Below are 25,237 nucleotides of genomic sequence, written 5' to 3' on the forward strand. Positions count from 1 at the left end.
ACGCAGACCGTCTCCAAAAAGGTGACGGATGGGTGATGCATCGGCGCGCCTCGCGCGTCAAGCCGACGCGCCGTTCTAACGTGAGCACCCACAAAGGTGAAGATCGGGGAGGCGAGAAATGCGGGCGCTACGGGTGGTCGGGCTGCACGAGGACGGCAAGTCCATCGTGCTCGAGGACCCGGCGAGCCGTACCCGTTTCCTGCTTCCGGCCGACGAAACACTGAGAGCGGCGGCGAGGGGGGACATCGCTCGGCTGGGCCAGATCGAAATCGAGTTGGAGAGCCAGATGCGGCCACGCGAGATCCAGGCGCGAATCCGCGCCGGCGAGTCCGTCGAACAGGTCGCGAGCGGCGCCGGTGTCTCGGTGCAGCGCGTGGAGCGGTTCGCCTACCCCGTGCTGCTGGAGCGCTCGCGCACGGCCGAGCTCGCCCAGAGCGCCCACCCCGTCCGCGAAGACGGCCCCGACGTGCAGACGCTCGGTGAGGTGATCGCGTACGCGTTCGGCGTCCGCGGCCACGACTACAGCCAGGCCCGCTGGGACTCCTGGCGCGGCGACGACGGCAAGTGGGTCGTCGTGCTGCAGTGGAAGGCCGGGCGCTCCGACAACCGCGCCCACTGGTCGTTCTCGCCCGGCGCCCACGGCGGCACCGTGCACGCCCTCGACGAGAACGCCGAGGTGCTGCTCAACCCCAACTCCTACCGCCCGCCGCGCACGGTCCGCGCGCTCGACCCGGCGCGTGACGCCGTCGTGCAGCCGACGCTGGACTCGGCCGAGGACGAGCGGCTCGCCATCGAAGCGCCGGCCGACCCGCACGAGGAGGACGACGACACCCGGGAGATCCCGCGCGTCCCGTCCGACGACGAGGCCGCCGACGACGACCAGCCGCGCGCGAAGCCGAAGAAGAACCACCCCATTGTGCCGTCGTGGGAAGACGTGCTGCTGGGCGTGCGTTCCCAGCGCGGCTAGTTCTCAGTCGAGCAGCGCGGCCAGCGCCTTCGGCGCGACCAGCCGGTAGGCGTCGCGCACGATGTGGTCGATCTCGGCCCAGTCAACGTCCACGTCGAGGCGCACGCCGAGCCAGCCGCGGTGCCCGACGTAGGGCGGGCGGAAGAAGCGTTCCGGCTCGGTGCGCACGAGGTCCTCCTGCGCACCGGGCGGCGCCGGGCACCAGAAGGCCAGGCGGCCGTCGTCGTGGTGGTTCGCGAACGTCACGAACGTCTTCTTCCCGCGCACGAACCACGTCGGCTCGCCGTGACTGAGCCGTTCGGTGGCCTCCGGCAGCGCGAGGCACAGCCTGCGCAACTCGTCGAGGGGTGCCATCGGGCCAGTATCGGCCGGTCAGAGCACGATCGCCAGCACACCCAGCCACGCGGCGACGATGCCGGCGCCCGCGCCGTAAACCGCCCACCGCACGATCGGCAGCCGCCGCCCGAGCCACAGCGACGGCCCGATCCCGGCGGTCACCACGACCGACGCCACCAGCGCGACCCACACGCTCGTCTCGCGCGCGAGGGTTCCCGCCAACGCGAGCATCGCCACGGTCACGAGCACCGCGGCGAACGCCGACACCGTCAGCCCGGTCAGCCACGGCGTCGGCTCGGCCGCGGCGCCAGGCACCCCACGCCGCCGCGCCACCACGCGCGCAGGCGGCTCGATCACCGTCTCGACGCCGGACACCGGATCCACGAAGCGCACCGTCGTCCCCATCACCGTCGCCAGCCGCCCGGCCAGCTGCCGCCCCCGCTGCGACACGACCGAAGTGGCGACCTCCGCGTCGCCCCCCGCCCGAGAGACCGCCGACGCGACGCGCGCCCACTCGTGCAGCGCCTGGGCCAGGTCGGCCCCGATCGCCAGCCGCCGCGGGTCGACTTCGCGCGCACCCTCGCCACCCGGGCCGGCGAGCACCGCGCGCTCGCCCCGGATCCGCAGCTCCACTGACGTCCTCCTGCCGGGCATTCCCACCAGCAGGTGCCTGCCGTCGAACACGACCGCACCTGCCCGCAGCAGCGTAAGCCCCGCGAACCTCCCGGCGGGACCGGCACCCGGCGCAGAAACCGACCGGAATCAGAGCCGCACGTCGAACAGTTCCTCGACTGCCACCGGCGTGCCGCCCACCTCGGCCATCACGCGCTTGTGCTCGGCGTCGATCGGGTGCGCCGACTTCGCGAACACGGCGAGAGCCGCCTCGATGTCGTCGCACTCCACCGCGTAGATCAACAGCGGGCCGTCGGAGGTGTCCACGAGCAGCGCGCGCTCGTGCCGCACGCCTTCGTCCACCAGCGTCGCCTTGACCTCGGCCGCACGCTCCCCGGCTTCCGCGAGCCACGAGCGCAGCAGTTCGACCTTCTCCGGCGAAATCCGGCTCACCCTGATGTTGATCATTCCGCGAAACTAGCGAACCGGCCCGGGCCGTGCCAAGGTCTGCCGCGCAGCCGGGGACGGACGGACCACGGTCGTTGACCGATCGACATTTCCGCCTGTGGTTATCGGCGCGGAATGGGTATCCCGGAAAGGTGAGCACCTCAACGCGTGGCGGCGACCTCGTGGAACGCGACCGCGGCGGCGGTGGCGACGTTCAGCGAGTCGACCCCCGCCACCATCTCGATGCGCACGGCCAGATCCGCGGCCGCGAGCGCCTCGTCGGTGAGCCCTGGTCCTTCGGCGCCGAGCATCAAGGCCACGCGCTCGCCCACCTTCTCGCGCAGTCCGCGCAGCGGAACGGAACCCGGCCGCGGTGTGAGCGCCGCCACGGTGAAACCGCTCTCCCGCAAGAGATTCAGGCCGCCGGGCCACCCGTCCAGCGCAGCGAAGGGCACGCGGAGCACGTGGCCCATCGACACGCGCACGCTGCGCCGGTAGAGCGGGTCCGAGCAGCCCGGCCCCAGCAGGACACCGTCGACGCCGAGCGCGGACGCGTTGCGGAAGATCGAACCGAGGTTTTCGTGGTCGCCGACGCCTTCGAGCACGGCGAGCACCTGCGCGCGGGCAATGATCTCCGAAACCGCGGGCGGCGCGGGACGATCGGCCACCGCCAGCACCCCACGGTTGAGGTGGAACCCCACGACGGAAGCCATCGTTTCCGCCGAAGTCACGTATGCGGGCGCGTCGACGCCGGAAAGATCGAGGTCACGCACCCGCCGTTCCACGCCGAGCAACGCACGCACGGGGTACCGCGAAGCGAGCATCCGCTCGACCACCACGGTGCCTTCCGCGATCACGAGCCCCCGCCCGCCCGGACGGTCCGGCCGCCGGTCCGCAGTGGACAAGTCGCGGAAATCGTCGAGCCGGGGATCTTCCGGATCCTCGGTGAAGATCAGTTCAGCCACACCGCACAGTGTGACACCCGCAGGTCGGAACCTCATCCCGCGCAAAGCTGGTCCGAACGACCGGAGAACTCTGGTACGAATGGGCCATTTTCGCGCACGGTCAACCCCCCGTGACGGAGAGCACCAGTTTGGCCGCTAGCCCGGATGCGCCGCACTGTGCGACGGTGGGCGGCCTGGCAGTCCCCGCCCGGACACCCGCGGACAGCAGCCAAGGAGCGCGTCAGACATGGGTACCGATCTTTCGGCGAAACCGTTCGACCAACTGGACCGAGGACGGTACCGCCGCAAGGTCCAACGCTGTCTCGACACGCTCGCCCGGATGCTCACGGACGGCAGTTTTTCCTTTCCCCGCAAGAACATCGGGCTCGAAGTGGAGCTGAACCTCGTCGACGGGCAGCTGCGCCCGTCGATGACCAACACGGCGGTGCTGGAAGCGCTCGACGACCCGTCGTTCACCACCGAGCTCGGGCAGCACAACCTCGAGCTGAACGTGCCGCCGCGCCCGCTCGCCGGCGATTCGGCTCTGCAGCTGGAAGAAGATCTTCGCGCATACCTCGGCAAAGCGTCCGCCAAGGCCGCGGACGCCGGTTCGACGCTCGCGATGATCGGGATCCTGCCGACGCTGCGGCAAGAACACTTCGATCAGAAATGGCTGACCAACAACGCGCGGTATTCGTCGCTCAACGACCAGATCTTCGCCGCCCGCGGCGAGCGAATCGCCCTTTCCATGGACGGCGCCGCGCTTCCGGGCGAACAGCCGGAAAGGCTGCGCAGTTTCGCGGAATCCATCCTCCCGGAAGCCGCGTGCACGTCCGTTCAGCTGCACCTCCAGGTAGCGCCTGAGGAATTCGCCGCGCACTGGAACGCCGCGCAGTGCCTCGCCGGCGTGCAGACGGCGCTGGCCGCCAACTCGCCCTTCCTGCTCGGCAAGGCGTTGTGGCACGAGACGCGCATCCCGCTGTTCCAGCAGGCCACCGACACGCGCCCGGAAGAGCTGAAGAACCAGGGCGTCCGGCCGAGAGTGTGGTTCGGCGAGCGGTGGATCACCTCGATCTTCGACCTGTTCGAGGAGAACGTGCGGTACTTCCCCGGCCTGCTGCCGCAGACCGACACGGAAGACCCGCTCGAGACGCTGGAGTCGGGCCAGGCGCCGAAGCTCACCGAGTTGCGCATGCACAACGGCACGATCTGGCGCTGGAACCGGCCCGTGTACGACGTCGTCGACGGCCTGCCACACCTGCGGGTCGAGAACCGCGTGCTGCCGGCCGGGCCCACGATCGTCGACATCGTGGCCAACGCCGCGTTCTTCTACGGCGCTCAGCGCGCGCTGGCCGAGCAGGAACGCCCGGTGTGGACTCAGATGTCGTTCCAGGCCGCGGAGGAGAACCTCTACGCGGGCGCGCGCAAGGGCTTCGAGGCGCAGCTGTACTGGCCGGGCATCGGCTGGATCCCGCCCGACGAGCTGGCGCTGCGCGTGCTCCTGCCGCTCGCCCACGAGGGCCTGCGCCGCTCCGGGGTGTCCGACGAGGCGCGCGTGAAGTACCTCGGCGTGATCGAACGGCGCTGCCTCGCCCGCCGCAGCGGCGCCACCTGGCAGCGCGACTACGTGCTGCGCGCCCAGGAGCGCGGCGCCGACCGCGAGGCGGCGCTCAACCGCATGCTGGGCCGCTACCTCGAGCTCTCGGCCGCCGGCGAACCCGTGCACACCTGGTCGCTCACCGACTGAGTACGAGCCCCCGTCCGGCCTTATGGTGGCTGGAGCAGGTCCCAGGCAGGCAGGGGAACAACGGTGCCGAAGGTACTCGGCGGCTCGCTCGAAGCGCACCGGCGCGAGGTTCGCGCGCGGGTGTTCGAGGTGCTGCGCGCGCAGCTGTACGAGCGTGGCTTCGACGCGATCACGCTCGCCGGCGTCGCCGCCGAGGCCGGGCTGGGCCGCACCGCGCTGTACAACCACTTCCCCGACAAGGAAAGCCTGCTCGTCGCGTTCGTCGAGGACGAGGCGGCGCGCTACGTCGAGCGCCTGCGCGCGGCCGTGGAAGCCGAGACGGACCCGATCGCACAGCTGGCCACGTTCGTCCGGCTGCAGCTGCGCGTGCTCGCCGAGCACCACCTGCCGCCCGGCGGCGCGCTGGAGTCGGCGCTCGCGCCCGCGGCCTACCGTCGCATCAGCGCCCACGCCGACCCGATCACCGGGCAGCTGCGCGCGGTACTGCTCGCCGGGGTCGACGCGGGCAGCTGGCCGGCGCAGGACGTGGACGTGGTGGTCCCCATGATCACCGCGGCTCTCGGCACGCGGCAGGTGATCGACGTGCCCGCCGAGCGGCTGGCCGGCGTGATCGAGGCGGCCGTGCGGTTCGTGCTGCAGGCCGTCGGTTCGAGTGAACTTCCGGATCCCCGTCCGATTTAGGGTAGCCTAAGTCGCGGTCGTGGCCTACCCTCGTTCTGACAGCGTGTCAGAACGAGGGAGGCCGCCATGTCGGTGACCACTGAGCTCGAAGCCCGGCCGTTCTCGGGACAGCTACGGGAGTCGACCAGGGGCGTGCACGACCAGGCCAACCACTCCACGTACATGAACGCGCTGCTCGGCGGCGAGCTCTCGCTGGACGGCTACACGCAGCTCGCGATCCAGTACTACTTCATCTACCAGGCCATCGAGCGCGTCAGCGACACGATGACCGGCGACGCCGTGGGCCGCGAGTTCGTGTTCGACGAGCTGCGCCGGCTGCCCGCGCTCGAGCTCGACCTCGCGCGGCTCGTGGGCCCGGCCTGGCGCACCGAGATCCGTCCGCTCGCCAGCACCGAGGAATACGCCGCGCGCGTCGCGGAGGCGTCGGAGTGGGCCGGCGGGTATGTGGCGCACCACTACACGCGCTACCTCGGCGACATCGCGGGCGGCCAGATCATCCGGCGGCTGCTGGAGAAGAACTTCGACCTCGCCGAGGCAGGCTCGCTGTTCTACCACTTCGACGAGATCGGCAGCGCGCCCGCGTTCCGCGACCGCTACCGCGCGAAACTCGACGCCGCGCCGTGGGACGACGACGCCCGTGCCGCGGTGATCAACGAGACACTGGTCGCCTTCGAGCACAACGTCGCCGTGTTCGACGAGCTGGCACGAGACCTGGACCGCTACCGGATCGCCTGACGCCCGGGCGGATGAGGCTGATCACAAGAAGTTGACCTCCAGTTTGGTGGAGGTACGAAGCTCGGTTTCGCACAGTGCCCACCCGGGTACGCAGTGGCCGAACGAGTGGGTCCACCCTGTGGCACGGAGGCCGCCCCCGGTCGCCGCGAACCCGGGTGTGCTACTAGGTTCGGTAGTAGGAACTTGTGTCGAAGACTGAAGGAGGGCCAATGGCCCGGTACAACCTGCCCGATCTCGACTACGACTACGGCGCTCTCGCGCCCCACATCTCCGGTCAGATCAACGAGCTGCACCACAGCAAGCACCACGCGACCTACGTCAAGGGCGCGAACGACACGCTCGACAAGATCGCGGAAGCGCGCGAAGCCGGCGACTTCGGCAACATCGTCGGCCTGGAGACCACGCTGGCCTTCAACCTGGCCGGCCACGCGAACCACGTCGTCTGGTGGAAGATCCTTTCGCCGGAAGGTGGCGACAAGCCGACCGGCGAGCTGGCCGCGGCGATCGACGAGGCGTTCGGCTCCTTCGACAAGTTCAAGGCGCAGTTCACCGCCGTCTCCACCACGATCCAGGGCAACGGCTGGGGCGCGCTCTCCTGGGACCCGATCGGCAAGACGCTGATCACCCAGCAGCTGCGCGACCACCACAACAACCTGATCCTGCCCACCACGCCGATCCTGCTGGTCGACGTGTGGGAGCACGCGTTCTACCTGGACTACAAGAACGTGAAGCCGGACTACGTCAAGGCCCTGTGGAACATCTTCAACTGGGCTGAGATCAGCAAGCGCTTCGACAACGCCGTCGCCGGCGGCAACGGCCTGCTGCTCAGCTGAGCCGCGGTTTCCTGCAAAAGCGGGGTTCTCCTTCACGGAGGGCCCCGTTTTTCGTTTCTCGCTTGACTTCGAGTGCACTCCAGGTGTGAGGGTGGGGTCATGGACGTCGACGCCTACCTCGCCCGTCTCGACCTCGCGTTGCCCGCCAAGGCCGACCTCGCGGCCCTGCGGCAGCTGCAGGAACGCCACCTCGAACGCGTGCCGTTCGAAAACCTGAGCGTGCACCTCGGTGAACCCATCGAGCTGACCGAGGAATCGCTGCTCGACAAGATCGTGCGCCGTCGGCGCGGCGGCTTCTGCTACGAGCTCAACGGCCTCTTCGCGGCCCTGCTGCGCGAGCTCGGCTTCGACGCCGCGTTGCGCGGCGCACAGGTGTTCACCGGCGAGGGCGAGCCGGGGCCGCCGCTGGACCACGCGGCCGTGGTAGTGGAGCTCGATGACGAGCAGTGGCTGGTGGACGTCGGCTTCGGCCGCTTCAGCCGGGGCCCGCTGCGCCTGTCGGCCGTGGAGGTCCAGTCCGATCCCGACGGGGAGTTCCTCTTCCTGGACGCCCCGTTCGGCGACGTGGACGTGGTCATGGACGGCAAGCCCGTCTACCGCCTCGAGGCGCGCACGCGGCCGCTGACGGACTTCGTGCCGATGGCTTGGTGGCAGTCGACGTCGCCGCTTTCGGGCTTCACCGGACGGCTCACGTGCTCGCGCCCGACCTCCCAGGGCCGCGTGACGCTGTCGGGGCACCGGCTGATCGAAACGGTCGACGGCGTGCGCAACGAGGTGCTGCTGACCACGGACGACGCCGTGCGGACCGCGTACCGCGTGTACTTCGGCCTGGAGCTCTCGCGGCTGCCGACCCCGCCAGGTGAGCACCCCTTGACGGAGCCCGTGGCCGACCCGACCATGAACCCGTCATGAGCCGGTGAAGGACGCTTCGCCTGAGCCCTCGTGCCTGAACCCCGCGTCGATGAACACGTCGTCGATGACACGTCGCCAATGAACGGAGCCCCGCTCCTGGGGTTCCCAGGTGCGGGGCTCCGTCCGTTCCCGAACTGACTGCCGCTCCCACCACGAAGCGGACATGTATGAGGTTAGCCTAACCTCAGCAACTCCGGCAAGTCCCCCGTCGCGGAGACCCACCTCTCACTCGTCCGGGTGACCCCTTGAAAAGTCTCCGAAAAGCCTGAAGGGCACCTCGGCGAACCGAGATGCCCTTCGAATTCCGCAGGTCAGACGCGTTCGCGCTTGAGCACACGCAGGCCGTTGCCGAACCGGCGCACGGGCAGCGAGACGCCGCCGCGCCGGATGAGCACCAGCGCACACACCACGGCGGCGACCAGCGAGATCGCGCCGCCGATGTAGAACGGTGAGCGGCCGCCGAACGCGTCGGCCATCCAGCCGGTCATCGGGCCGCCGACGGGGTTGCCGCCGATGAGCACCAGCACGTAGATGCCCATCACGCGGCCGCGCATCTCGGGTGTGACGGACGTCTGCACCAGCGCGTTGGCCGTGTTCAGGAACGTGATGGTGGCGAAGCCGAGCGGGATGAGGCCCAGGCCGAAGGCCAGGTACGTCGGCATGAACGCCGTGACGAACTCGAACAGCCCGAGCGCGGCGGCGGCGATCAGCATCGTCCGCACCCGTGGCCGGCTCTTGATGCCGCGGCGCGCGGACAACAGCGCGCCCACGAAGGTCCCCACGGCGACGAGCGTGGACAACAGGCCGTAACCGTCGGCCTGGGTGTGGAAGACGTTGGCGGCGACGATCGGCAGCGACGTGAAGTAGGTGATGCCGAACGTGCTGACGAAGAACACCAGCACCATCACCGTGACCAGGTCGGAGCGGTGGCGCACGTAGCGCAGGCCCTCCATGAGCTGGCCCTTCGCGCGGGGGATCGCGGGGCCGCGGAAGAGCTTGGCGGGGTTCATCAACGCGAGCCCGGTGACCACCGCGACGGTGCTCACCGCGTTGGCGATGAACAGCCAGCCGGTGCCGACCCAGGTGATCGCGAACCCGGCGATGGCCGGGCCGACGATGCGGGCCAGGTTGAAGATGGAGGAGTTGAGCGCGACGGCGTTGGCGATCTGGTCGCGGCCCACCATCTCGGCGACGAACGACTGGCGCGTCGGCACCTCGATGGCGGAGGTGATGCCGAGCATCATGCACAGCAGGTACACGTGCCAGATCTGCACGACACCGGTCAGGTTCAGCACGCCGAGCAGCGTGGCCTGCACGCAGTTGATGCTCTGGATGAGGATCAGCATCCGCCGCTTGTCGACGCGGTCGGCGAGCACGCCGGCCCACAGCGACAGCAGCAGCGTCGGCGTGAACTGGAACGCGACGGCGATGCCGAGCGCCACCGGGTTGTTGCCCGAGAGCTGGAACACCAGCCAGTCCTGGGCGATGCGCTGCATCCAGGTGCCGACGTTCGAAATGACCTGGCCGCTGAAGAACAGCCGGTAGTTGCGCACGCGCAGCGAGGCGAACATGCCCTTGCCGCGCTGGGGCTCCGCGGGTCTCACGGGTTCTTCGGGCACGCGGTCGGCGCCGTCGGGCAGGCTCGGCATCCCGGCCGCCTTGGCACCGGGTGGTCCGGACGTGGGCGGGCCGACTGGCTGTGGCGCCGTCTCCCGGGTAGCAATGGTTTCGGTCGTACGCTCTGCTTCGCTACCCGTGGTCGCCACCGGTGTTAGTTCCCCGCCATCCTGTCGATGATCTCAGCGGCGCGGGAGAGCACATCCAGCTCTTCCTCGCCGAGTTCGGCCAGTTGCCGATCCAGCCACGCCTCCCGCACGGAAATGGCCTTTTTCACGTAGGCCATGCCGCTGTCGGACAGCTCGACGATGGCCTGCCGGCCATCGGTCGGGTGCGGGCGCCGCTCGACGAACCCCATCTCCTCGAGCGCGGCGATGACCCTCGTCATCGAGGGCGGCTGGACGCCTTCCTTGGCGGCGAGCTGACCAGGCGTCAGCGGGCCGCACTTGTGCAAGGTGGACAGCGCCGCGGTCTGCGTCAACGTCACGTCGTCGCCCACGCGCTGTGCCCGGAGCCGGCGGTTGAGCCGGACCACCGCGAGACGCAGGCGGCTCGCCAGGGAGCGCTCTTGCGTGTCGCCGGACATATAGTTAGCTTACCTCACGAAAATGGCGCCGGCGGGTGAACCCCGCCACCCCCCGCGATCACGCTCAGCTCAACGCCGGCCGCTGTCGGCACCTGGTCAGCGCGGCGCCCGTTCCTCACTCAGCTCAGCGCCGCCTGGATCGGACCCACCGCGAAGTACGCCACGAACGCCACCGCGATCACCCACATCAGCGGGTGGACCTGGCGGGCCTTGCCGGTGGCGGCGCGGATGACGACGTAGCTCACGAAGCCCGCGCCGATGCCGTTGGCGATGGAGTAGGTGAACGGCATGACGACGATCGTCAGGAAGGCCGGCAGCGCGATCGAGAAGTCCGTGAAGTCGATCTCGCGGACCTGCCCCATCATCAGCGCGCCCACGACCACGAGTGCCGGCGCGGCGGCTTCGACGGGCACGACCTGGTAGAGCGGCGTCAGGAACATGGCGGCGAGGAAGAGCACGCCGGTGACGACGTTGGCGAGGCCCGTGCGCGCGCCCTCCGCGATGCCGGAGGCGGACTCGACGAAGACGGTGTTCGAGCTGGCGGAGCCGAAGCCACCGGCCGCGCCGGCGAGGCCCTCGACGAACAGGGCGCGCCCGACGCTGGGGAGCTGGCCGTCCTTGCCGATCAGGCCGGCTTCCTTGCCGAGGCCGGTCATGGTGCCCATGGCGTCGAAGAAGTCGGCCAGTACGAGCGTGAACACGAGCAGGACGACGGTGATGATCGGCAGCCGCGTCCAGGCGCCGAAGGACACGTCACCGACCAGCGACAGGTCCGGGACGCCGATGACGTTCGACGGCAGCGCGGGGTAGCCGAGGTTCCAGCCCTTGGGATTGGTGCCGTTCGACGGCCCGGCCTTCACGAGCGACTCGACGACGATGGCCAGCACGGTCGAGCCCAGCACGCCGATGAGGATCGCGCCCTTGACCTTCTTCGCCACGAGGATCGCGGTGAGCAGGAGGCCGACCACGAACACGGCCGTCGGCCAGGAGGCGACCGAGCCGTTGATGCCGAGGCCGACCGGGACGGTGGTGTGCGCGTCGTCGGGCAGGCGGCGCACGAAGCCGGCGTCGACGAGGCCGATGAGGCAGATGAACAGGCCGATGCCGACCGCGATCGCCGACTTGAGCGCCGGCGGCACCGCGCGGAACACGGCCGTGCGGAAGCCGGTGAGCACGAGCAGGACGATGATCACGCCCTCGATCACGACCAGGCCCATGGCCTCGGGCCAGGTCATCTGGGGCGCGAGCGTGACGGCGAGCAGGCTGTTGAGGCCCAGGCCGGTGGCGATGGCGAACGGGTAGTTGGCGACCAGACCCATCAGGATCGTCATCACGCCGGCGACCAGCGCCGTCACCGCGGCGACGGCCGGCACGGGCAGGATGTGGCCGAGCACGTCGGCGTGGGCCGAGGGCGTGCCGGCCGCGAAGCTGCCGATGATGAGCGGGTTGAGCACCACGATGTAGGCCATGGTCACGAACGTGACGACGCCACCGCGGATCTCCCGCCCGGCCGTCGAGCCGCGTTCGGTGATCTTGAAGAACCGGTCCAGAGTGGACACGGCCTCCCGCTCGCGCTGATCCGTCATGCCCTGCCCCTGCCTTGCTCGCTGCCGACCTGCTCGTTCCGTGAACGCCCGGGGGTACCCTTCACCACGTGGATGAACCGATCAATCCCGCGGAGGTTACGGGCTCGTTGCGGCACACGCCGGACCTGCCCAAGCGCCTGACCGACCTGACCCCGGTGGTGATCGTAGGTACCTCGCTGTGGGCCGTCGCGCTGGTGGTGCTCTTTTTCGTCACCGACGGCGTGTGGGTGTGGACGGCGTTCGCCGGGATCGTCCTGGGGTTCATCGGTTTCGGCATCATCTTCTGGCAGCGCGCGGCGGCCCGGCGGGGGTCCAAGTCGGCGCAGCGGCTCTAGTTCGCCGCTAGTTGAGGAACGTGTGTGGCGCCGGGTCGTCGAGCAGTGCGGTGACGCGGTAGCGCTCGGCCCAGTGGTCGGTGGCCCAGGCGAACGCGCGGGCCAGACCTTCCGACGTGTCGGCGGCGTGGAGGCGGTTGTCCTCGTCCGACCACCACGGGACGTCGGCGGTGGTGCCGTCGACGGTCACGGTGAGCACGTCGTGCAGCAGCGGGCCGCCCTCGGGCACGGTGAGACCGAGCTGGTCGGCGACGAGGCGGATCGCGGGCAGGTCGGCCCAGGCGACGTACTCGCCGGTGCTGGTCACCTCGTTCGGCAGGGCGCTCGCGAGGGGCACGTCGAGCAGTTCGGCGAGGCGTTCGGGGTCTTCGGGGGCGGCGATGATCTTCGTCGCCGGCAGCGCGGAAGCCGGCCACGGCACGTCGAGGACCACGGCCTTGTCGGCGTCTGCCACGCTCGCGTCGGCCGCGCGGACGCGGACCGGGGCGCCGAGGTCGTCGACCTCCACGGGTGACTGCACGAGCGCGCGGTGGGCGCGCGCGGCGAGGCCCGGGGTGAGCGTGCGGGCGGGGTCGCCGAGGCGGTCGAGCAGGTCGGTGACGTCTTCGGGCGTCGCGAGGTCGAGCGTGGTCCGGACGCCGGCGGCCTGGAGCAGCTCGGTGGTGAGCTCGAGGTCGGGCACCTCGTCGTAGAGGCCGGCGAGGTCGGCCGCGGCCGGCAGGCGCCAGGAGCCGGGTGCTTCGCCGGCCAGCAGGGCGTAGCGGGCGAGCCACCAGCCCGCGTGACCTTCGGGCGCGTGCAGCGCCTGCCACGTCTCGGGGCGCGCGGCGATGAGGCGCAGCGCGGCGGGCCACGCGTCGTCGGCGACGAGGTCGAGGTCCCTGATCGCCAGGACGGTGGTGGGCTCGGACGAGTCCCACCAGGCGTCTTCGTCGGGCAGGCCGTGGTCGGGCTCGTGCGGCTCCTCGTCACGGACGACGGCGAACGAGTCGAGCACGCCGACCGCTTCGAGCGTCGGCTGTGGCCAGTCCTCGGCGAACTCCTCATCGAGAACGGAAAGGGCACCGTCCTCTTCGAACACTTCGGGGTCGAACACGTCGAGCAGAGGAGACGACGGCAGCACGAGCTCGTCGGCGCGGCGCCAGCCGTCTTCGGACGGGAGGGCGAGCGCACCGGCCCACTCGGGTGCGTCGTCGCCACACTCCGCGATCAGCCTCAGCACGGCGCCCGCGAGGTTCATCCCGTCCAAACCGGACCGGACGTCTTCCACGCTGCGTTCCACGGCGTACTGCACCTGCTCGGCTTCGAGCAGCTGGCGCGCGTCAGCGTGCTTGGCGCCCAGGCGTTCCAGCAACGGGTGCGCCGCGGCGGGGTGCACCAGCCTGAGGCCAGGAACGTCCACATCGGACAGCAGCGCGAGCAGCTCACCGGACCCGTCGACGAGCAGCGCACCCCTGGCACCGGGCAGCGTTCGCCCGTCGGACAGCGGCACCGGCAGCCCGTCGAGCTGCGCCGGCGACACGTCGTGCGTGTCCACGGCCACGGCGAGCGCCGCGTACAGCCGGTGCCACCACGCGGGTTCACGGTCGATCCCGGTGAGCACCTCCAGCACGTCTTCGATGCCGATCGCCTGCGCCGACACGGGTTTCAGCGTGCGTGCAGCTCCCGGCGGCGCGGGGACGAGCCCGGGCACGAGGTCGGCCAGTAGCGGCGGCAAGTCCGGCACGTCGACGTCGAGCACCTTGGCCTGCCGGCCGGACACCTCCGCGTTGTCCAGAGTGGACAACCACGGCCGCGTCGCCAGCTCGGCGAACACCTGATCCCTCAGCTGCGCGTCCACTGTGGACCGCGGGAACCCGGCCTGGGGCACCAGGGCGAACCGGTGCTCCTGCGGCACGGCCCTGACCAGCCCGACGTACTTCCCGGCCGCTGCCGCGATCGCCTCGTCCAGCGCCGCCCCCGGCAACACCCTCCGCCGCGACGGCTCCAACGGCACGGGCGCGATCAACCGTGCCGGCAACGACAACGCCTCATCCGTCGGCGTCGGCGCGTGCAACACGTCTTCGTCCAGCGGCTGCGGCACCCCGTCCGCGTCGATCGGCACGGCCCAGCCCTCGTGCGTCAACCACCGCCGGCTCTTCTCGGGCCCGGTGATCTCAACCTGATCGGTGCCCGCGCGCGTCCAAACGCGACCGTCCACTTCGGCCTCGCCCAGCCACGGCAAGGCCAGCAACAGGTCGGAAATCTCTTCCTGGAGGGCGTCCAGCAGCGCCTTCCCGCTCTCCGGCTCCCGCAGCGGCAGCCGCACCTCCGTGTCGAACCCCTCCGGCGGAGTCTCGTCGGAAGGCCACGGCAGCCTCAGCACGGGCACGTCCCCGTCCCGCCCAGCCACCTCCCGGGTGCGCTCCGCGGAGAACCGCACCCCACCGTGGGCGGAAACGACCCGCGGCTCGTCGGACACGGTCAACACCGCGGCAAACCCGACGCCGAACCGCCCGACCGTATCCAGCCGCTCCTTCGCCGACGCCCGCAACGACGCCAACGACTCCACACCCCGCGTATCCAGCGGCGCCCCGGTGTTGGCGAACCTCAGCTCACCGTCCACAACGGACACCCGCACCCGGCCGGGCGCGCCGGCCGCCTGAGCCGCATCCGCCGCGTTCTGCGCCAGCTCCACAAAGAGCCGATCCCGATACGCCCCGACCCTCAGGTCGCACTCGGCGTTGCTGTCCTCCACAAACCGCGTCGGCGAGTCCCGCCACGCGCGCAGCATCGCCTCGCGCAGCCGCCCCGTCCCGAACGGATCCGCCCCCACGCCCTCGTTCACCGGGGGCCGTCACCACTCTCAGCACCGGGCTCGCTGTGGCCGGCCTCGGCTTCGATGGTGTTGGTCGCTTCGACGGCGTGGGTCGCTTCGCCCGCTTCGGCACCTTCGCGCGCTTCGATCGCGGCGGCGGCTTCGGCAGAACCTCCGGCAGCTTCCTCGAACGACTCCGCAGCCGACTCCTCGACCGTCGCGCCTTCCGGCGCCGCGCTCGCCGCGATCTCGTCGCCCGCGGAAACCGCCTCGGCCTCGGGTTCCGCGACGTCCGCGAGCGCAGTGGTTTCCGCGCCATCCTGCGCAGGCGGCTCGGCGGCAGCGTCCTCAGAAGCTCCGGCATGAATCTCGCCGGCCCGGTCCGAACCCTGCTCGGCAGTGTGATCCGCCCACAGCCCCACCGCTTCCCAAGCCGCACCAGCCGGCTTAGCGGGGGCAGCGGCCTCAGGCTCCGCGGACACACCTGCGGAGTCCGCAGTCGTATCGGCCGCAGGAGCAGCGGCAGCCGACTCGGCCGCCTCATCTGCCTGGGCCGCCGCAACGTCCGCGGCCGAATCGGCGGGCGCTTGTTCCACCGCGGGCTCTGCGCCGGCTTCAACCGCAGGCTGAGCGATCGGGGCCGCCGCATCGGCCGCGGCCGACCCGGCAGAAGCAGTCGCATCGGGCTGCGCGGGCGCAGCCACAGTGTCGGCAACTGCATCCGGCGCAATCGGAGCCGCCTCGGCCGAGGTCGCCGAAGTTTCGGCGGCGGAAGCTTCCGCCGCATCGGCTGCGGTAGCCGTCTCCGGGGCCGCGGGCGCCGCAATTGGCTCGTTCGAGGCAACCGCCGCGGGCTCCGAAGTCGCAGCCGCAGTTTCAGCAGCCGCATCCGGTGCCGGGGTCACCGTGATCGAGTCGGCCGAAGCCTCGGCGTCCGGTTCGGCCGTCGGAGTCGCCTGCGAAGCCGCAACGTCACCGACCGAATCGGCAGGCGCCTCTTCCACCGCCGACTCAGCAGCCTCGACCCCAGGAGCGGCAACCGGGTCCGCCTCAGCGGCAGCGGTCTCAGCAGCGGTGTTCTCCGCGAGGGTTGCGGCGGCCGGAGTCTCGGTGATCCCCACCGAGGAAGCCTCCTCGACCGCCACCTCGGCAGCGGCGACCTCCGCGGCAGCCTCGGGCTCCACGGTCGCCACCGTGGAAGCCTCTTCAGCAGCAGCCGACGAAGCCTCCGCAGCCACCTCCGCCGAAGCCGAATCCGAAGCAGCAGCCGCCGAAGCAACCTCACGCTCGGCATCCGAAACGAAGTCGATCAGCGAATCGTCATAAACCAGTTCCGCCACCGGGATCGACGAGGTGATCTCCACCTCCACCTCGGAGTGCGCCCCGCACCCGTACTCGACGTCCACCGCGTGGCCGTCCGCCGGTGCGATGTCGTTGGTGCACACCCCGAACGCCCCGCGCAGAGAACCGGCGAGCGGCACGAAAAAGCCGCAGGACCCGCACGTCGCCGGAGCGCTGCGGGCCATGTCGGAGCGCGGGCCGAACTCGCCGCTGTGCCAGCGGGTGGCGGCGTCCTGGCGGCCGTAGCGGGAGAGGACGTGGACGCGGCCCAGGCCGACGTCGTGGGCGACCTCTTCGACGGCCGGGTCGTCGGACTGCAGGTAGGCCGGCGCGAGGCGCGGGTCGTCCTTGTCGGTGGGGAAGATGTCGCCCACGCCGAGGTCGCCGGCGCGCACGCGTTGCTCCCAGGGGACCCACGTGGGCGCGACCAGGGAGTCCGGGCCGGGCAGGAGGGCGAGCTCGCTCACGGTCACCGGCTCGTCCAGGCCGGCGACGGCGACCGTCACGGCCCAGCGCCAGCCGCGGTAGCCGGGTACCGACGCCTCGAACAGATGGGTCGCCGAGACGGCGTCCTCGGAGGTCACGCCGACGTGCTCGCCGACCTGCTCGGCCGGGGCGTCCGCCAGCACAGCTTCGCGCGCAAAGTCTTCCGCGTCCGCGAGCTTCCGCTGGATAGAGCCGTCGTCCAGGGTCAACAGCAACGTCATGCCCCCAATTGTGCCGCACGCATCCGCGCCGCCCGTGCCAGGCTGTTCGGTGTGCGCACCTCCCCGACGCGAACCCCGTTGATCTGGCCGCTGCTGGCGGTGGCCCTGCTCGGCGGCTGCGCCGGCACGCAGGCGACACAACCGCCGCCCGAAGACCTCACCGTGCAGGTGCTGCAGACGCTGCCGCACGACACGTCGGCCTTCACCGAGGGCCTCGAGTTCTCCGGCACGACGCTGTACGAGAGCCGCGGCCTCTCCGGCGAGTCCGCGCTCACCGCGGGCGCTGCCGGCCAGAAGCCCACCACGCGCGTGGCGCTGCCGTCGCCGCTGTTCGCGGAGGGCATCACGATCCTCGGGCCCAAGCTGTGGCAGCTGACCTGGCAGGACGGCTTCGCCATCGAACGCGATTCGAAAACCTTGGCCGAGCTGCGCCGCGTGCCCTTCGACGGCGAGGGCTGGGGCCTGTGCCACCAGCCCAGCGGGCGCCTGGTCATGAGCAACGGCACCTCGATGCTCACGTTCCGTGACCCGCAGACGTTTGCGGTCACCGGCAGCGTCGACGTCGGTGTGGACCAGCTCAACGAACTCGAGTGCGTCGGTGACACGGTGTACGCGAACGTGTGGAAAACCGGCACCATCCTGCGCATCGACTCCAAAACCGGACAGATCACCGGACGCATCGACGCGAGCAAGCTCCGCACCCCCGTCAACCCGGGAGAAGACGTGCTCAACGGCATCGCGGCCATCCCCGGCACCGACGAATTCCTCGTCACGGGCAAGCTCTGGCCCGCGATGTACCGGGTGAAGTTCGTCCCCGCCGGCGCCGCCGGGACACAGAACGGCACGTGATCGGGCGGAACGGCACCCGCATGAGGCAGGATTGACACGTGGCACTCTTCGGTTCGCACTCCGAACCCGACGGCACCTTCTCCGGGCGGTCGGGCAAGGGTCGCGGCCGGAAGTCCAAGCGCAAGTGGACGCCGGAGCCCAGCGCCGCCCAGGCCCGCTCCTGGCGCGACTCGCCGCAGCCCACCCGCGTCGACCCCGCCGCGCACCCGGTCGAACCACCGACCCGGCGCGCCCCGGCGGAGCCCCCGGCCCAGCACGTCCCGCCGCGCGCGCGGCCCGAGCGCTACGAAGAGCGGTACGAGCCCCGCGCCCGCCCCGAGCACATCCCCGCCGAGAGCCGGGAGCCCCGGGGCCGTCCCCGAAGCCCGTTCTACGACGAGCTCCGCACCCCGACGGCCGACGAAGCCCCCACCGGCGCCGTCCCCCTCGGCCACCGGCCGCCGCCACCCCGGGGCGCGCGGCCGTACCCGCCGCAAGACCACCGCACGGAACCCGTCCGGCCGCGCCCGGACAACTCCCGGCCCGGCAGCGGCGAATACGAGCACTACGACACCGGCGGCTACGCCGGCGAACCCCGCGTCGACCCTGAACGCGATGAAGAGCTCCGCACCACCGCCGCCCCCGGCGCCGGTTCGATCCCGAAGCTGCCGAAGAAGATCACCGTCACGCGCGTCGCCGCGTTGCGCAGCCGGCAGCTGAGCGGCCAGGCCATCGGCATGTTCCAGCGCGCCACGAAGGCCGACGGCGCGGACAAGTCGGGCCTCACGTCGCTGATGTACGCGGTGATGCTCAACTACGCCAGCGACGCGGCCATGGCCATCGCGCTCGCCAACACGCTCTTCTTCGCCGCCACCAGCGGCGAAAGCAAGGGCAAAGTGGCGCTGTACCTGCTGATCACCATCGCGCCGTTCGCGCTCGTCGCGCCCGTCATCGGCCCGGCGCTGGACAAGATCCAGCGCGGCCGCCGCCTCGCGATGTGCGTGGCCTCCATCGGCCAGGGCCTGATGGCCGTGGTCATGGCGCTGCACTTCGACGACTGGCTGCTCTACCCCGCCGCGCTCGGGATGATGGTGCTGTCGAAGTCGTTCACCGTGCTCAAGGCCGCCATCACGCCGCGCGTGGTGCCGCCGGAGATCACGCTGTCGAAGACCAACGCGCGGCTCACGATCTTCGGTCTCATCGCCGCCGGCGTGTTCGGCGGGCTCGCCAGCGGCGTCAACGCGATCAGCGGGTCCGCCGGCGCGCTGTGGTTCACCGCATTGATCTGCGTCGCCGCGGCCGTGCAGTCGATGCGGATCCCGTCGTGGGTCGAGGTGACCGAGGGCGAGGTGCCCACGTCGCTGTCGGCGCGGCCCGAACCGAAGCAGAAGAAGCAGCGCCAGCCGATGGGCCGCCACATCGTGGTCGCCTTGTGGGGCAACGGATCCGTGCGGGTGCTCACCGGCTTCCTCATGATGTTCGCCGCGTTCGCGGTGAAGGCGCAGACGGAGGGCACGGGCCACAGCCCGTTCATGCAGCTGCTCCTGCTGGGCATCATCGGCGCCGCGGCCGGAGCGGGCGGCTTCGTCGGCAACGCGCTGGGCTCGCGCCTGCAGTTCGGCTCGCCGGACCAGGTGATCGTGTGGTCCGTGGCCGCCTGCGCGGGTGTGACGCTCATCGCCACTCTCCTGCCCGGCCTCGCGACGGCCGCGGTCGTCGGCCTCGTCGGCTCCACGGCGAGCGCGCTCGCGAAGATCAGCCTCGACGCCGTGATCCAGCAGGACCTGCCGGAGCAGTCGCGCGCGTCGGCGTTCGGGCGCTCGGAAACGGTGCTGCAGCTGGCCTGGTGCTTCGGCGGCGCCGTCGGCCTGCTGCTGCCGCCGACCTACTGGATCGGCTTCCTCGTGGTCACGGTGCTGCTCGGCGTCGGCCTCACGCAGACCTACCTCGTACAGCGCGGCGGCTCTCTCGTGCCGGGGCTGGGCGGAAACCGGCCACTGCGGCCCGAACCGACCGGCAGCTTCCCCGCGCAGGGCGCGTCCCGGGAGCGCCGGTAATCTTCGGGCCATGCGACGTTCCCGATTGGTGGCCGTGCTCGCGGCCGGTGGTCTCGCCGTGGCCGGCTGCTCGGCGCCCGGGCCGGCCGAGGTGACGTTCTACGGCGACGGGCACACAGTCAACGTCGGGCCCATCGGCAACTGCGACGTCAAGACCGGCATCTGCGCCGCCAACCCCGGCGCCGCGGGCACGCTGAAGCTGCGCCCGGGCAAGCCCGTGCAGATCTCCGTGCCGAAGGAGGTCGCGGAAGGGCCGTGGAAGGTGACGGTGCAGTTCGTCAACGGCAAGGGCCAGCCCCAGCCGTTGAAGGAAGACATCATCACCAGCGGCGACCGCTACGCCTACACCGCGATGCCGCCCACCAAGGACGACCAGATCGTGGTGGTGGAGATCGCGCAGGCCACCGTGATCAGCCGCACGGGCGACCCCAACGACGCGGAGCCGATCACCTCGGCCCTGTGGTCCTTGCAGGTCCAGCCCGCCTGAAGCCACAACGAGTGAAGGGCACCCGTCGAGGTGCCCTTCACCACCGCGCCCGACGCGGGTTTAGGGGTCGAGGTCCCGGGCGACCGCGCGCATGATCTCCGCGATCTGCTTGGTGTTCTTGCGATCCGGGTACCGGTTGCGACGCAGGTCCGGCTGGACCTTCAGCTCGAGGAGCTTGATCATGTCCTCGATCAGGCCGTGCAGTTCCTCGGCGGGACGCCGGCGCGCTTCGGCGACCGACGGCGGCGGGTCCAGCAGCCGGACGGAGAGCGCCTGCGGCCCGCGACGGCCGTCGGCGACGCCGAACTCCAGCCGCTGCCCGGCCTTGAGCCCCTCGACGCCCTGCGGCAGCGCGGCCTTGCGGATGTAGACGTCGGCTCCGCCGTCCTGCGTGACGAACCCGAACCCCTTCTCCGCGTCGTACCACTTGACCTTGCCGGTCGGCACTTCCCTCACCAGTCCTTCTGCTGTGCTGCTCACGACGAACGCGCCCCGGGCGTACCCAGGGCGCGCGTCCGCTTAGCGTATCTCGCCACATGCCCTGGGGAGAAGCGGATACGGCCGATACGCTCAGCGCCATGGACAACGCAGCGAAGCAGACCGCGGGCAAACCGATCCTCATGCGGATCGGGATCGGCCTGTTCGCCATCGGGCTGCTCGCCGTGCTGGCGGTGTTCATCATGTTCGCCGCCGGCCTGGAGAACCTGCCGGTGTGGCTCAGCGCGATCGCCGGCGTGGTGACGCCGCTGGGCCTGCTGCTCGGCCTGATCGCGCTGGTCCGCGAGGCGCGCGCCGGCAAGCACGGCTGAGCCTCAGAACACGCGGGCGAACCACTCCGGGAACTGCGTGAGCGAGCCGAACACCACGTCGGCTCCCTCGGCGAGCAGTTCTTCCCTCGTGCACGGCCCGGTGGTGACGCCGACCGCGAGCGCGCCGGCCGCGCGGGCGCCCCGCACGTCGCCGAGGTGATCTCCGACATACGCCCGCGCACCGTGCTCCTTGAGCGCCACGGCTTTCTGCGTGGACCACAGCTCACCCACGAGCTCGTCGACCTCCAGCCCGAGCGCCTCGACGTGCAGCCGCGCGTTGGGCCCGTACTTGCCGGTGACCACGAGCGTGCGCCCGCCCGCCGCGCGCACGGCCTTCAGCGCTTCCGCTGCGCCCGGCAGCGCAACCGTGCTCGGCACGACGAGCCCGGGATAAAGCGCACGAAACCGGTCCACGAGCCCCGGAATCCGTTCCTCGGGCGCCTCGAAGCCACGCAGGATGTCATCGAGCGGCGGGCCGAGGTTGGCGGCGAAGTGCTCGCCGTCGAGCGGCAGGCCCGACTCCGCGCTCAGCGCGTTCATCGCCGCGACCATCCCCGGCCGCGGGTCGATCAGTGTCATGTCCAGGTCGAAGCCCACGGTGATGCCCACGTCCGCCACGGTAGCGGGGACCACCGACAGAACCGGCGTGTACATCCGATCGTGGTCAGTAAACCTTCTTGACACGATCCCGATCTGTGTCAAGCTGGCGATGTGACGAGCTTCACCGAGCGCACCAAGGCATCACTGCGTGAAGCACTGCTCGACGCGGCCGCGGACCTCCTCCCCGACCGCGGTCACCAGGCGCTGCGCATGGCCGACGTCGCGGCGCGCGCCGGCGTGAGCAGGCAGACCGTCTACAACGAGTTCGGCAGCAAGGCGGCGCTCACGCAGGCCGTGGCGCTGCGCACGGCGGCGGAGTTCCTCGACGGCATCCGCCGCCGCTTCGAGAGCGCCGACGGGCTGATCCCCGGCATCCACGGCGCCGTCGTCTACACGATCGACCACGCCCGGGAGAACCGGCTCGTCGCCGCCGCGCTCGGCACGGAGGCGGGCGAGGACCTGCTGCCCCTGCTCACCACCAAGGGCGAGCCCATCCTCACGGCCGCCGCCGACCTCGCGACCGAGCAGTACCGCTCGCTGGAGCCCCGGCTGTCGCAGAAGTCCGCCGCGCTGCTGGCTGAGACGGTGGTGCGGCTGTCGCTGAGCCACCTGGTGCTGCCGACGCACTCCGCGGTCGAGGCGGCCGACGCCGTGGTGGCGGTGCTGGCGCCGGCGATCGAGAGCTTCCTCGCAGGATCGTCCACGGAATCGTCCACAATGGAGTGACACGAAAGGGCCGGACATGACGGACACGCTTCCCGAGCTGCGCAGCGGGTTTTCTTCGCTGCGCAAGGGTGGGCTCAATTGGGACTCGTTCCCGCTGCGCCTGTTCGTGAAGGGCAACAAGAAGTTCTGGAACCCCGCCGACCTCGACTTCAGCCGCGAACGCGAGGGCTGGGAGAGCCTGACGCCCGATCAGCGCCGCTCGACGACCTACCTCGTGGCGCAGTTCATCGCCGGCGAGGAGGCCGTGACGGAGGACATCCAGCCCTTCATGCGCGCGATGTCCTCGACCGGCCGCTTCGGCGACGAGATGTACCTGACGCAGTTCTGCTTCGAGGAAGCCAAGCACGTCGAGGTCTTCCGCCGCTGGATGGACGCCGTGGGCCTCGACGACGACCTGCACCCCTACGTCGCCGAAAACCCCCACTACCGCAAGCTTTTCTACGAGGAGCTGCCGCAGTCGCTGCGGGCCCTGGAGGACGATCCCAGTCCCCTCAACCAGATCCGCGCGAGCGTCACGTACAACCACGTCATCGAAGGCAGCCTCGCGTTGACGGGCTACTACTCGTGGCAGCTCATCTGCACCCAGAACCAGATCCTGCCCGGCATGCAGGACCTCGTCCGACACATCGGCGACGACGAACGCCGCCACATGGCGTGGGGCACCTTCACCTGCCGCCGCCACGTCGCCGCCGACGACTCCCTGTGGGACGCCGTGCAGCAGCGCATGGGCGAACTGCTGCCGCACGCGCTCAACATGATCCAGTGGGTGCAGGACCAGTTCGAGGAGGTCCCGTTCGACAACGACCCGCAGGAGCTGATCCAGTACGCGGCCGACCGCGCCCAGCGCCGGCTGGGCGCCATCGAGTCGGCCCGCGGGACGCCCGTCGAGCAGATCGACCTGGACTACTCGCCGGAGCAACTGGAGGACACCTTCGGAGAGGAAGACGAGAAGGCCCTGGCGGAAGCCGCGGCGGCGGCTTACTGACGGGTGGTGGCGACGGCTCCGTGGCCTGCCGGCTGCGTGGCCGTTCCACGCACCGCCTCGGACCAGGCGCAAGCGAAAGGCTTGACCCTCGGAACTTCCGAGCGCATACGGCTGGTGCGCTGCTCCACAGTTCAGCCACGCACCAGCCGAGTCCGGCGTTCCGGCGAAGCCGGTAGTCGAGGCCGCCACGGGTTGTGATCCGTGGCGGCACCGGCAGTGTCCGGGCGAAGCGGCCCTCCCATCGCCGCGGCCGGCTCACGCCACGGCGCGGCGACGGCGACGGCGACGATTCAGCGGATCCCGCAGGCCGGACGGCAAGCGTCAGCGCGTGCAATCAGCCGCGGGCGGCGGCCGTCCGCGGATCGCGCCGGGGACGGCCACTGGCGTCACCTCCAAATGACGCCGCGCCAGATGTCGCCGTAGGACATGCCCGCAGTGAGGCCGCGGGTGTTGATCAGCAGCGCCGACGCGGAAGTGCGGCCCGGCAAGGGGTCCAGGCGCGTGCGGGTGCCGTCCGGTGCCCATTTCGCACCGACGCCCTTGGCTTGGCCGGCGATCGTGCCGGAGCGGTTGATGGCGTGGGCCGTCGCGTTGCGGGTGTCGCTCGGCAGGTAGGTCGGGCGGCCCGAGCGGTCCCACCGTGTCGCGTAGCTGCCGCCGAAGTCGGGGTCGACCAGGCCCACGACGGTGGCGTTGTCGCTGATCCCCATCGCCTGCCCGAAGCTCGGCGCCTCGGTTCCGCCCAGCGTCACGACGCGGCCCGAGGGGTCCCATCGCCTGGCCACGGAGTTGCCCCCGGGCAAGGTCGTCGAGCCGATGACCGTGCCGTCACGGGAAATCCCGGCGACGGTGCCGTATTCGCCGTCCGGCGTGAGGTCCGTGATCCGGCCGCGCTCGTCCCAGCGCACGAGGTGGGTGTGCCCGGCCGCGTCGGCAGCGGCGCCGGCGATGGTGCGACCGTCGGGCGTGATCTTGTCCGCGAACGCCGATCCGCCACCGGGCAGGCCGGGCAGCTCGCGGACGCGGCCGTCGCGTTCCCACAGCAGCGCGTGCGAAGCCACGCCGTCGTACGAAGCGCCGGCGATCCGGCCGGTGTCGCTGATCGCGCTCGCGCTGCTGCTCGCGCCCGTGTCCGCCAGTCGCGTGACCGTGCCGTCGGCGGCCCAGCGCACCGCGCGCTGAGCGCCCTGGACGTCCTCAGCCACCCGACCACGACGTCGTCCCCGTCGATCGCGACGGCCTGGCCCCGGGCACCCCCGAGCGTCGGCAACGCGGTGGGCACGCCCGCGGCGGACCACTTCATGGGGTGGTAGCGGATCCGCACGTCACGCGGGTAGGACTCGCCCACGACGGTGCCGCGGGCGTTGATCGCCTCGACGCCGCTGTACGTGCCGCCCGCCCGCGGCGCGAGCTCGATCGGGCCGACCACCGCATCGGCCACTGGTGCGAGCACAGTGATCGCCGCCGCCGCGACCCCCACGGCGAACGCTCTTCGACTGACCTTCACGATGTTCCCCCCTTCGGTGGTCTCCGAGGGGAACACGCGCGAGGCGAGTTGTCCG

At 70.7% G+C, this 25,237-nt stretch carries 24 protein-coding genes and 1 pseudogene; 13 read left to right on the forward strand and 12 right to left on the reverse strand.

Going from position 1 to position 25,237, the window contains the following annotated elements:
• The first annotated feature begins 118 nt into the window (after positions 1-118).
• A complete protein-coding gene (gene sepH, locus AB0K15_RS14695) occupies positions 119-967 on the forward strand; it encodes a septation protein SepH (protein ID WP_364049550.1) in 849 nt (282 codons plus the stop codon).
• Between the two features lie 3 nt (positions 968-970).
• Here the strand turns inward: sepH and AB0K15_RS14700 are convergent, their stop codons facing one another.
• From AB0K15_RS14700 to AB0K15_RS14715, 4 genes are all read right to left on the reverse strand, one after another.
• On the reverse strand, positions 971-1,321 hold the full coding sequence (locus AB0K15_RS14700) for an MmcQ/YjbR family DNA-binding protein (RefSeq protein ID WP_364049552.1): 351 nt from the start codon (positions 1,319-1,321) through the stop codon (positions 971-973).
• Between the two features lie 18 nt (positions 1,322-1,339).
• Positions 1,340-1,936, reverse strand: a complete 597-nt coding sequence (locus AB0K15_RS14705) for a DUF2537 domain-containing protein (protein WP_364049946.1) — start codon at positions 1,934-1,936, stop codon at positions 1,340-1,342.
• A 129-nt stretch (positions 1,937-2,065) separates the two neighbouring features.
• On the reverse strand, positions 2,066-2,383 hold the full coding sequence (locus AB0K15_RS14710) for a DUF6176 family protein (protein WP_364049554.1): 318 nt from the start codon (positions 2,381-2,383) through the stop codon (positions 2,066-2,068).
• Between the two features lie 140 nt (positions 2,384-2,523).
• Complete coding sequence (locus tag AB0K15_RS14715; protein WP_364049556.1) at positions 2,524-3,327, reverse strand: RNA methyltransferase; 804 nt, start codon at positions 3,325-3,327, stop codon at positions 2,524-2,526.
• Between the two features lie 226 nt (positions 3,328-3,553).
• Here AB0K15_RS14715 and AB0K15_RS14720 point away from each other — a divergent pair, with 226 nt between their 5' ends.
• From AB0K15_RS14720 to AB0K15_RS14740, 5 genes are all read left to right on the forward strand, one after another.
• Entirely contained in the window at positions 3,554-5,053 is a 1,500-nt protein-coding gene (locus AB0K15_RS14720) for a glutamate-cysteine ligase family protein (RefSeq protein ID WP_364049558.1), read from the forward strand.
• Positions 5,054-5,116: 63 nt separating this feature from the next.
• The gene (locus AB0K15_RS14725) at positions 5,117-5,734 is read left to right on the forward strand and encodes a TetR/AcrR family transcriptional regulator (protein WP_364049560.1); all 618 of its coding nucleotides are present in this window, start codon (positions 5,117-5,119) and stop codon (positions 5,732-5,734) included.
• A gap of 66 nt (positions 5,735-5,800) precedes the next feature.
• Positions 5,801-6,469: a biliverdin-producing heme oxygenase gene (locus AB0K15_RS14730; RefSeq protein WP_364049562.1), complete on the forward strand. Its 669-nt coding sequence runs from the start codon at positions 5,801-5,803 to the stop codon at positions 6,467-6,469.
• 209 nt (positions 6,470-6,678) lie between these two features.
• Positions 6,679-7,302, forward strand: a complete 624-nt coding sequence (locus AB0K15_RS14735; RefSeq protein ID WP_364049564.1) for a superoxide dismutase — start codon at positions 6,679-6,681, stop codon at positions 7,300-7,302.
• Between the two features lie 99 nt (positions 7,303-7,401).
• Complete coding sequence (locus tag AB0K15_RS14740) at positions 7,402-8,214, forward strand: arylamine N-acetyltransferase (protein WP_364049566.1); 813 nt, start codon at positions 7,402-7,404, stop codon at positions 8,212-8,214.
• A gap of 311 nt (positions 8,215-8,525) precedes the next feature.
• Here AB0K15_RS14740 and AB0K15_RS14745 read toward each other — a convergent pair whose 3' ends face one another.
• From AB0K15_RS14745 to AB0K15_RS14755, 3 genes are all read right to left on the reverse strand, one after another.
• Entirely contained in the window at positions 8,526-9,785 is a 1,260-nt protein-coding gene (locus tag AB0K15_RS14745; RefSeq protein WP_364049948.1) for an MFS transporter, read from the reverse strand.
• Positions 9,786-9,985: 200 nt separating this feature from the next.
• Complete coding sequence (locus AB0K15_RS14750; protein ID WP_360593601.1) at positions 9,986-10,417, reverse strand: MarR family transcriptional regulator; 432 nt, start codon at positions 10,415-10,417, stop codon at positions 9,986-9,988.
• A 119-nt stretch (positions 10,418-10,536) separates the two neighbouring features.
• A complete protein-coding gene (locus tag AB0K15_RS14755) occupies positions 10,537-12,003 on the reverse strand; it encodes an NCS2 family permease (protein ID WP_364049568.1) in 1,467 nt (488 codons plus the stop codon).
• Positions 12,004-12,110: 107 nt separating this feature from the next.
• Here AB0K15_RS14755 and AB0K15_RS14760 point away from each other — a divergent pair, with 107 nt between their 5' ends.
• Positions 12,111-12,338: a DUF2530 domain-containing protein gene (locus tag AB0K15_RS14760; protein ID WP_364049950.1), complete on the forward strand. Its 228-nt coding sequence runs from the start codon at positions 12,111-12,113 to the stop codon at positions 12,336-12,338.
• 7 nt (positions 12,339-12,345) lie between these two features.
• Here AB0K15_RS14760 and AB0K15_RS14765 read toward each other — a convergent pair whose 3' ends face one another.
• Both AB0K15_RS14765 and AB0K15_RS14770 read right to left on the reverse strand, forming a co-directional pair.
• Entirely contained in the window at positions 12,346-15,111 is a 2,766-nt protein-coding gene (locus AB0K15_RS14765; RefSeq protein WP_364049952.1) for a molecular chaperone Hsp90, read from the reverse strand.
• 1,193 nt (positions 15,112-16,304) lie between these two features.
• Positions 16,305-17,183 (reverse strand): annotated as a pseudogene (locus tag AB0K15_RS14770) (DUF3027 domain-containing protein); the annotation flags it as partial.
• Between the two features lie 51 nt (positions 17,184-17,234).
• On the opposite strand from AB0K15_RS14770, the gene AB0K15_RS14775 reads away from it, so the two are divergent.
• From AB0K15_RS14775 to AB0K15_RS14785, 3 genes are read left to right on the forward strand one after another with little or no spacing between them, the layout of a single operon-like run.
• Complete coding sequence (locus AB0K15_RS14775; protein WP_364049570.1) at positions 17,235-18,032, forward strand: glutaminyl-peptide cyclotransferase; 798 nt, start codon at positions 17,235-17,237, stop codon at positions 18,030-18,032.
• A 38-nt stretch (positions 18,033-18,070) separates the two neighbouring features.
• Positions 18,071-20,068: an MFS transporter gene (locus AB0K15_RS14780; RefSeq protein ID WP_364049572.1), complete on the forward strand. Its 1,998-nt coding sequence runs from the start codon at positions 18,071-18,073 to the stop codon at positions 20,066-20,068.
• 10 nt (positions 20,069-20,078) lie between these two features.
• Positions 20,079-20,555 carry a DUF2771 family protein gene (locus AB0K15_RS14785; protein WP_364049574.1) on the forward strand — a complete coding sequence of 159 codons (477 nt, stop codon included), beginning with the start codon at positions 20,079-20,081 and terminating at the stop codon, positions 20,553-20,555.
• Between the two features lie 60 nt (positions 20,556-20,615).
• On the opposite strand, the gene AB0K15_RS14790 is transcribed toward AB0K15_RS14785, so the two are convergent.
• A complete protein-coding gene (locus tag AB0K15_RS14790) occupies positions 20,616-21,002 on the reverse strand; it encodes a cold-shock protein (RefSeq protein ID WP_016337551.1) in 387 nt (128 codons plus the stop codon).
• A gap of 131 nt (positions 21,003-21,133) precedes the next feature.
• Here AB0K15_RS14790 and AB0K15_RS14795 point away from each other — a divergent pair, with 131 nt between their 5' ends.
• Complete coding sequence (locus AB0K15_RS14795; protein ID WP_364049576.1) at positions 21,134-21,364, forward strand: hypothetical protein; 231 nt, start codon at positions 21,134-21,136, stop codon at positions 21,362-21,364.
• 3 nt (positions 21,365-21,367) lie between these two features.
• Here the strand turns inward: AB0K15_RS14795 and AB0K15_RS14800 are convergent, their stop codons facing one another.
• Complete coding sequence (locus AB0K15_RS14800; protein ID WP_364049578.1) at positions 21,368-21,973, reverse strand: HAD hydrolase-like protein; 606 nt, start codon at positions 21,971-21,973, stop codon at positions 21,368-21,370.
• A gap of 102 nt (positions 21,974-22,075) precedes the next feature.
• Between AB0K15_RS14800 and AB0K15_RS14805 the strand changes: the two genes are divergently transcribed.
• Entirely contained in the window at positions 22,076-22,690 is a 615-nt protein-coding gene (locus AB0K15_RS14805; protein WP_364049580.1) for a TetR family transcriptional regulator, read from the forward strand.
• A 16-nt stretch (positions 22,691-22,706) separates the two neighbouring features.
• Positions 22,707-23,675, forward strand: a complete 969-nt coding sequence (locus tag AB0K15_RS14810) for a R2-like ligand-binding oxidase (protein WP_364049582.1) — start codon at positions 22,707-22,709, stop codon at positions 23,673-23,675.
• Positions 23,676-24,061: 386 nt separating this feature from the next.
• On the opposite strand, the gene AB0K15_RS14815 is transcribed toward AB0K15_RS14810, so the two are convergent.
• A complete protein-coding gene (locus AB0K15_RS14815) occupies positions 24,062-24,880 on the reverse strand; it encodes a hypothetical protein (protein ID WP_364049584.1) in 819 nt (272 codons plus the stop codon).
• Positions 24,881-25,237 lie beyond the last annotated feature (357 nt).

It is taken from the genome of Amycolatopsis sp. NPDC049253 (assembly GCF_040678995.1).
Classification (GTDB): Bacteria; Actinomycetota; Actinomycetes; order Mycobacteriales; family Pseudonocardiaceae; genus Amycolatopsis.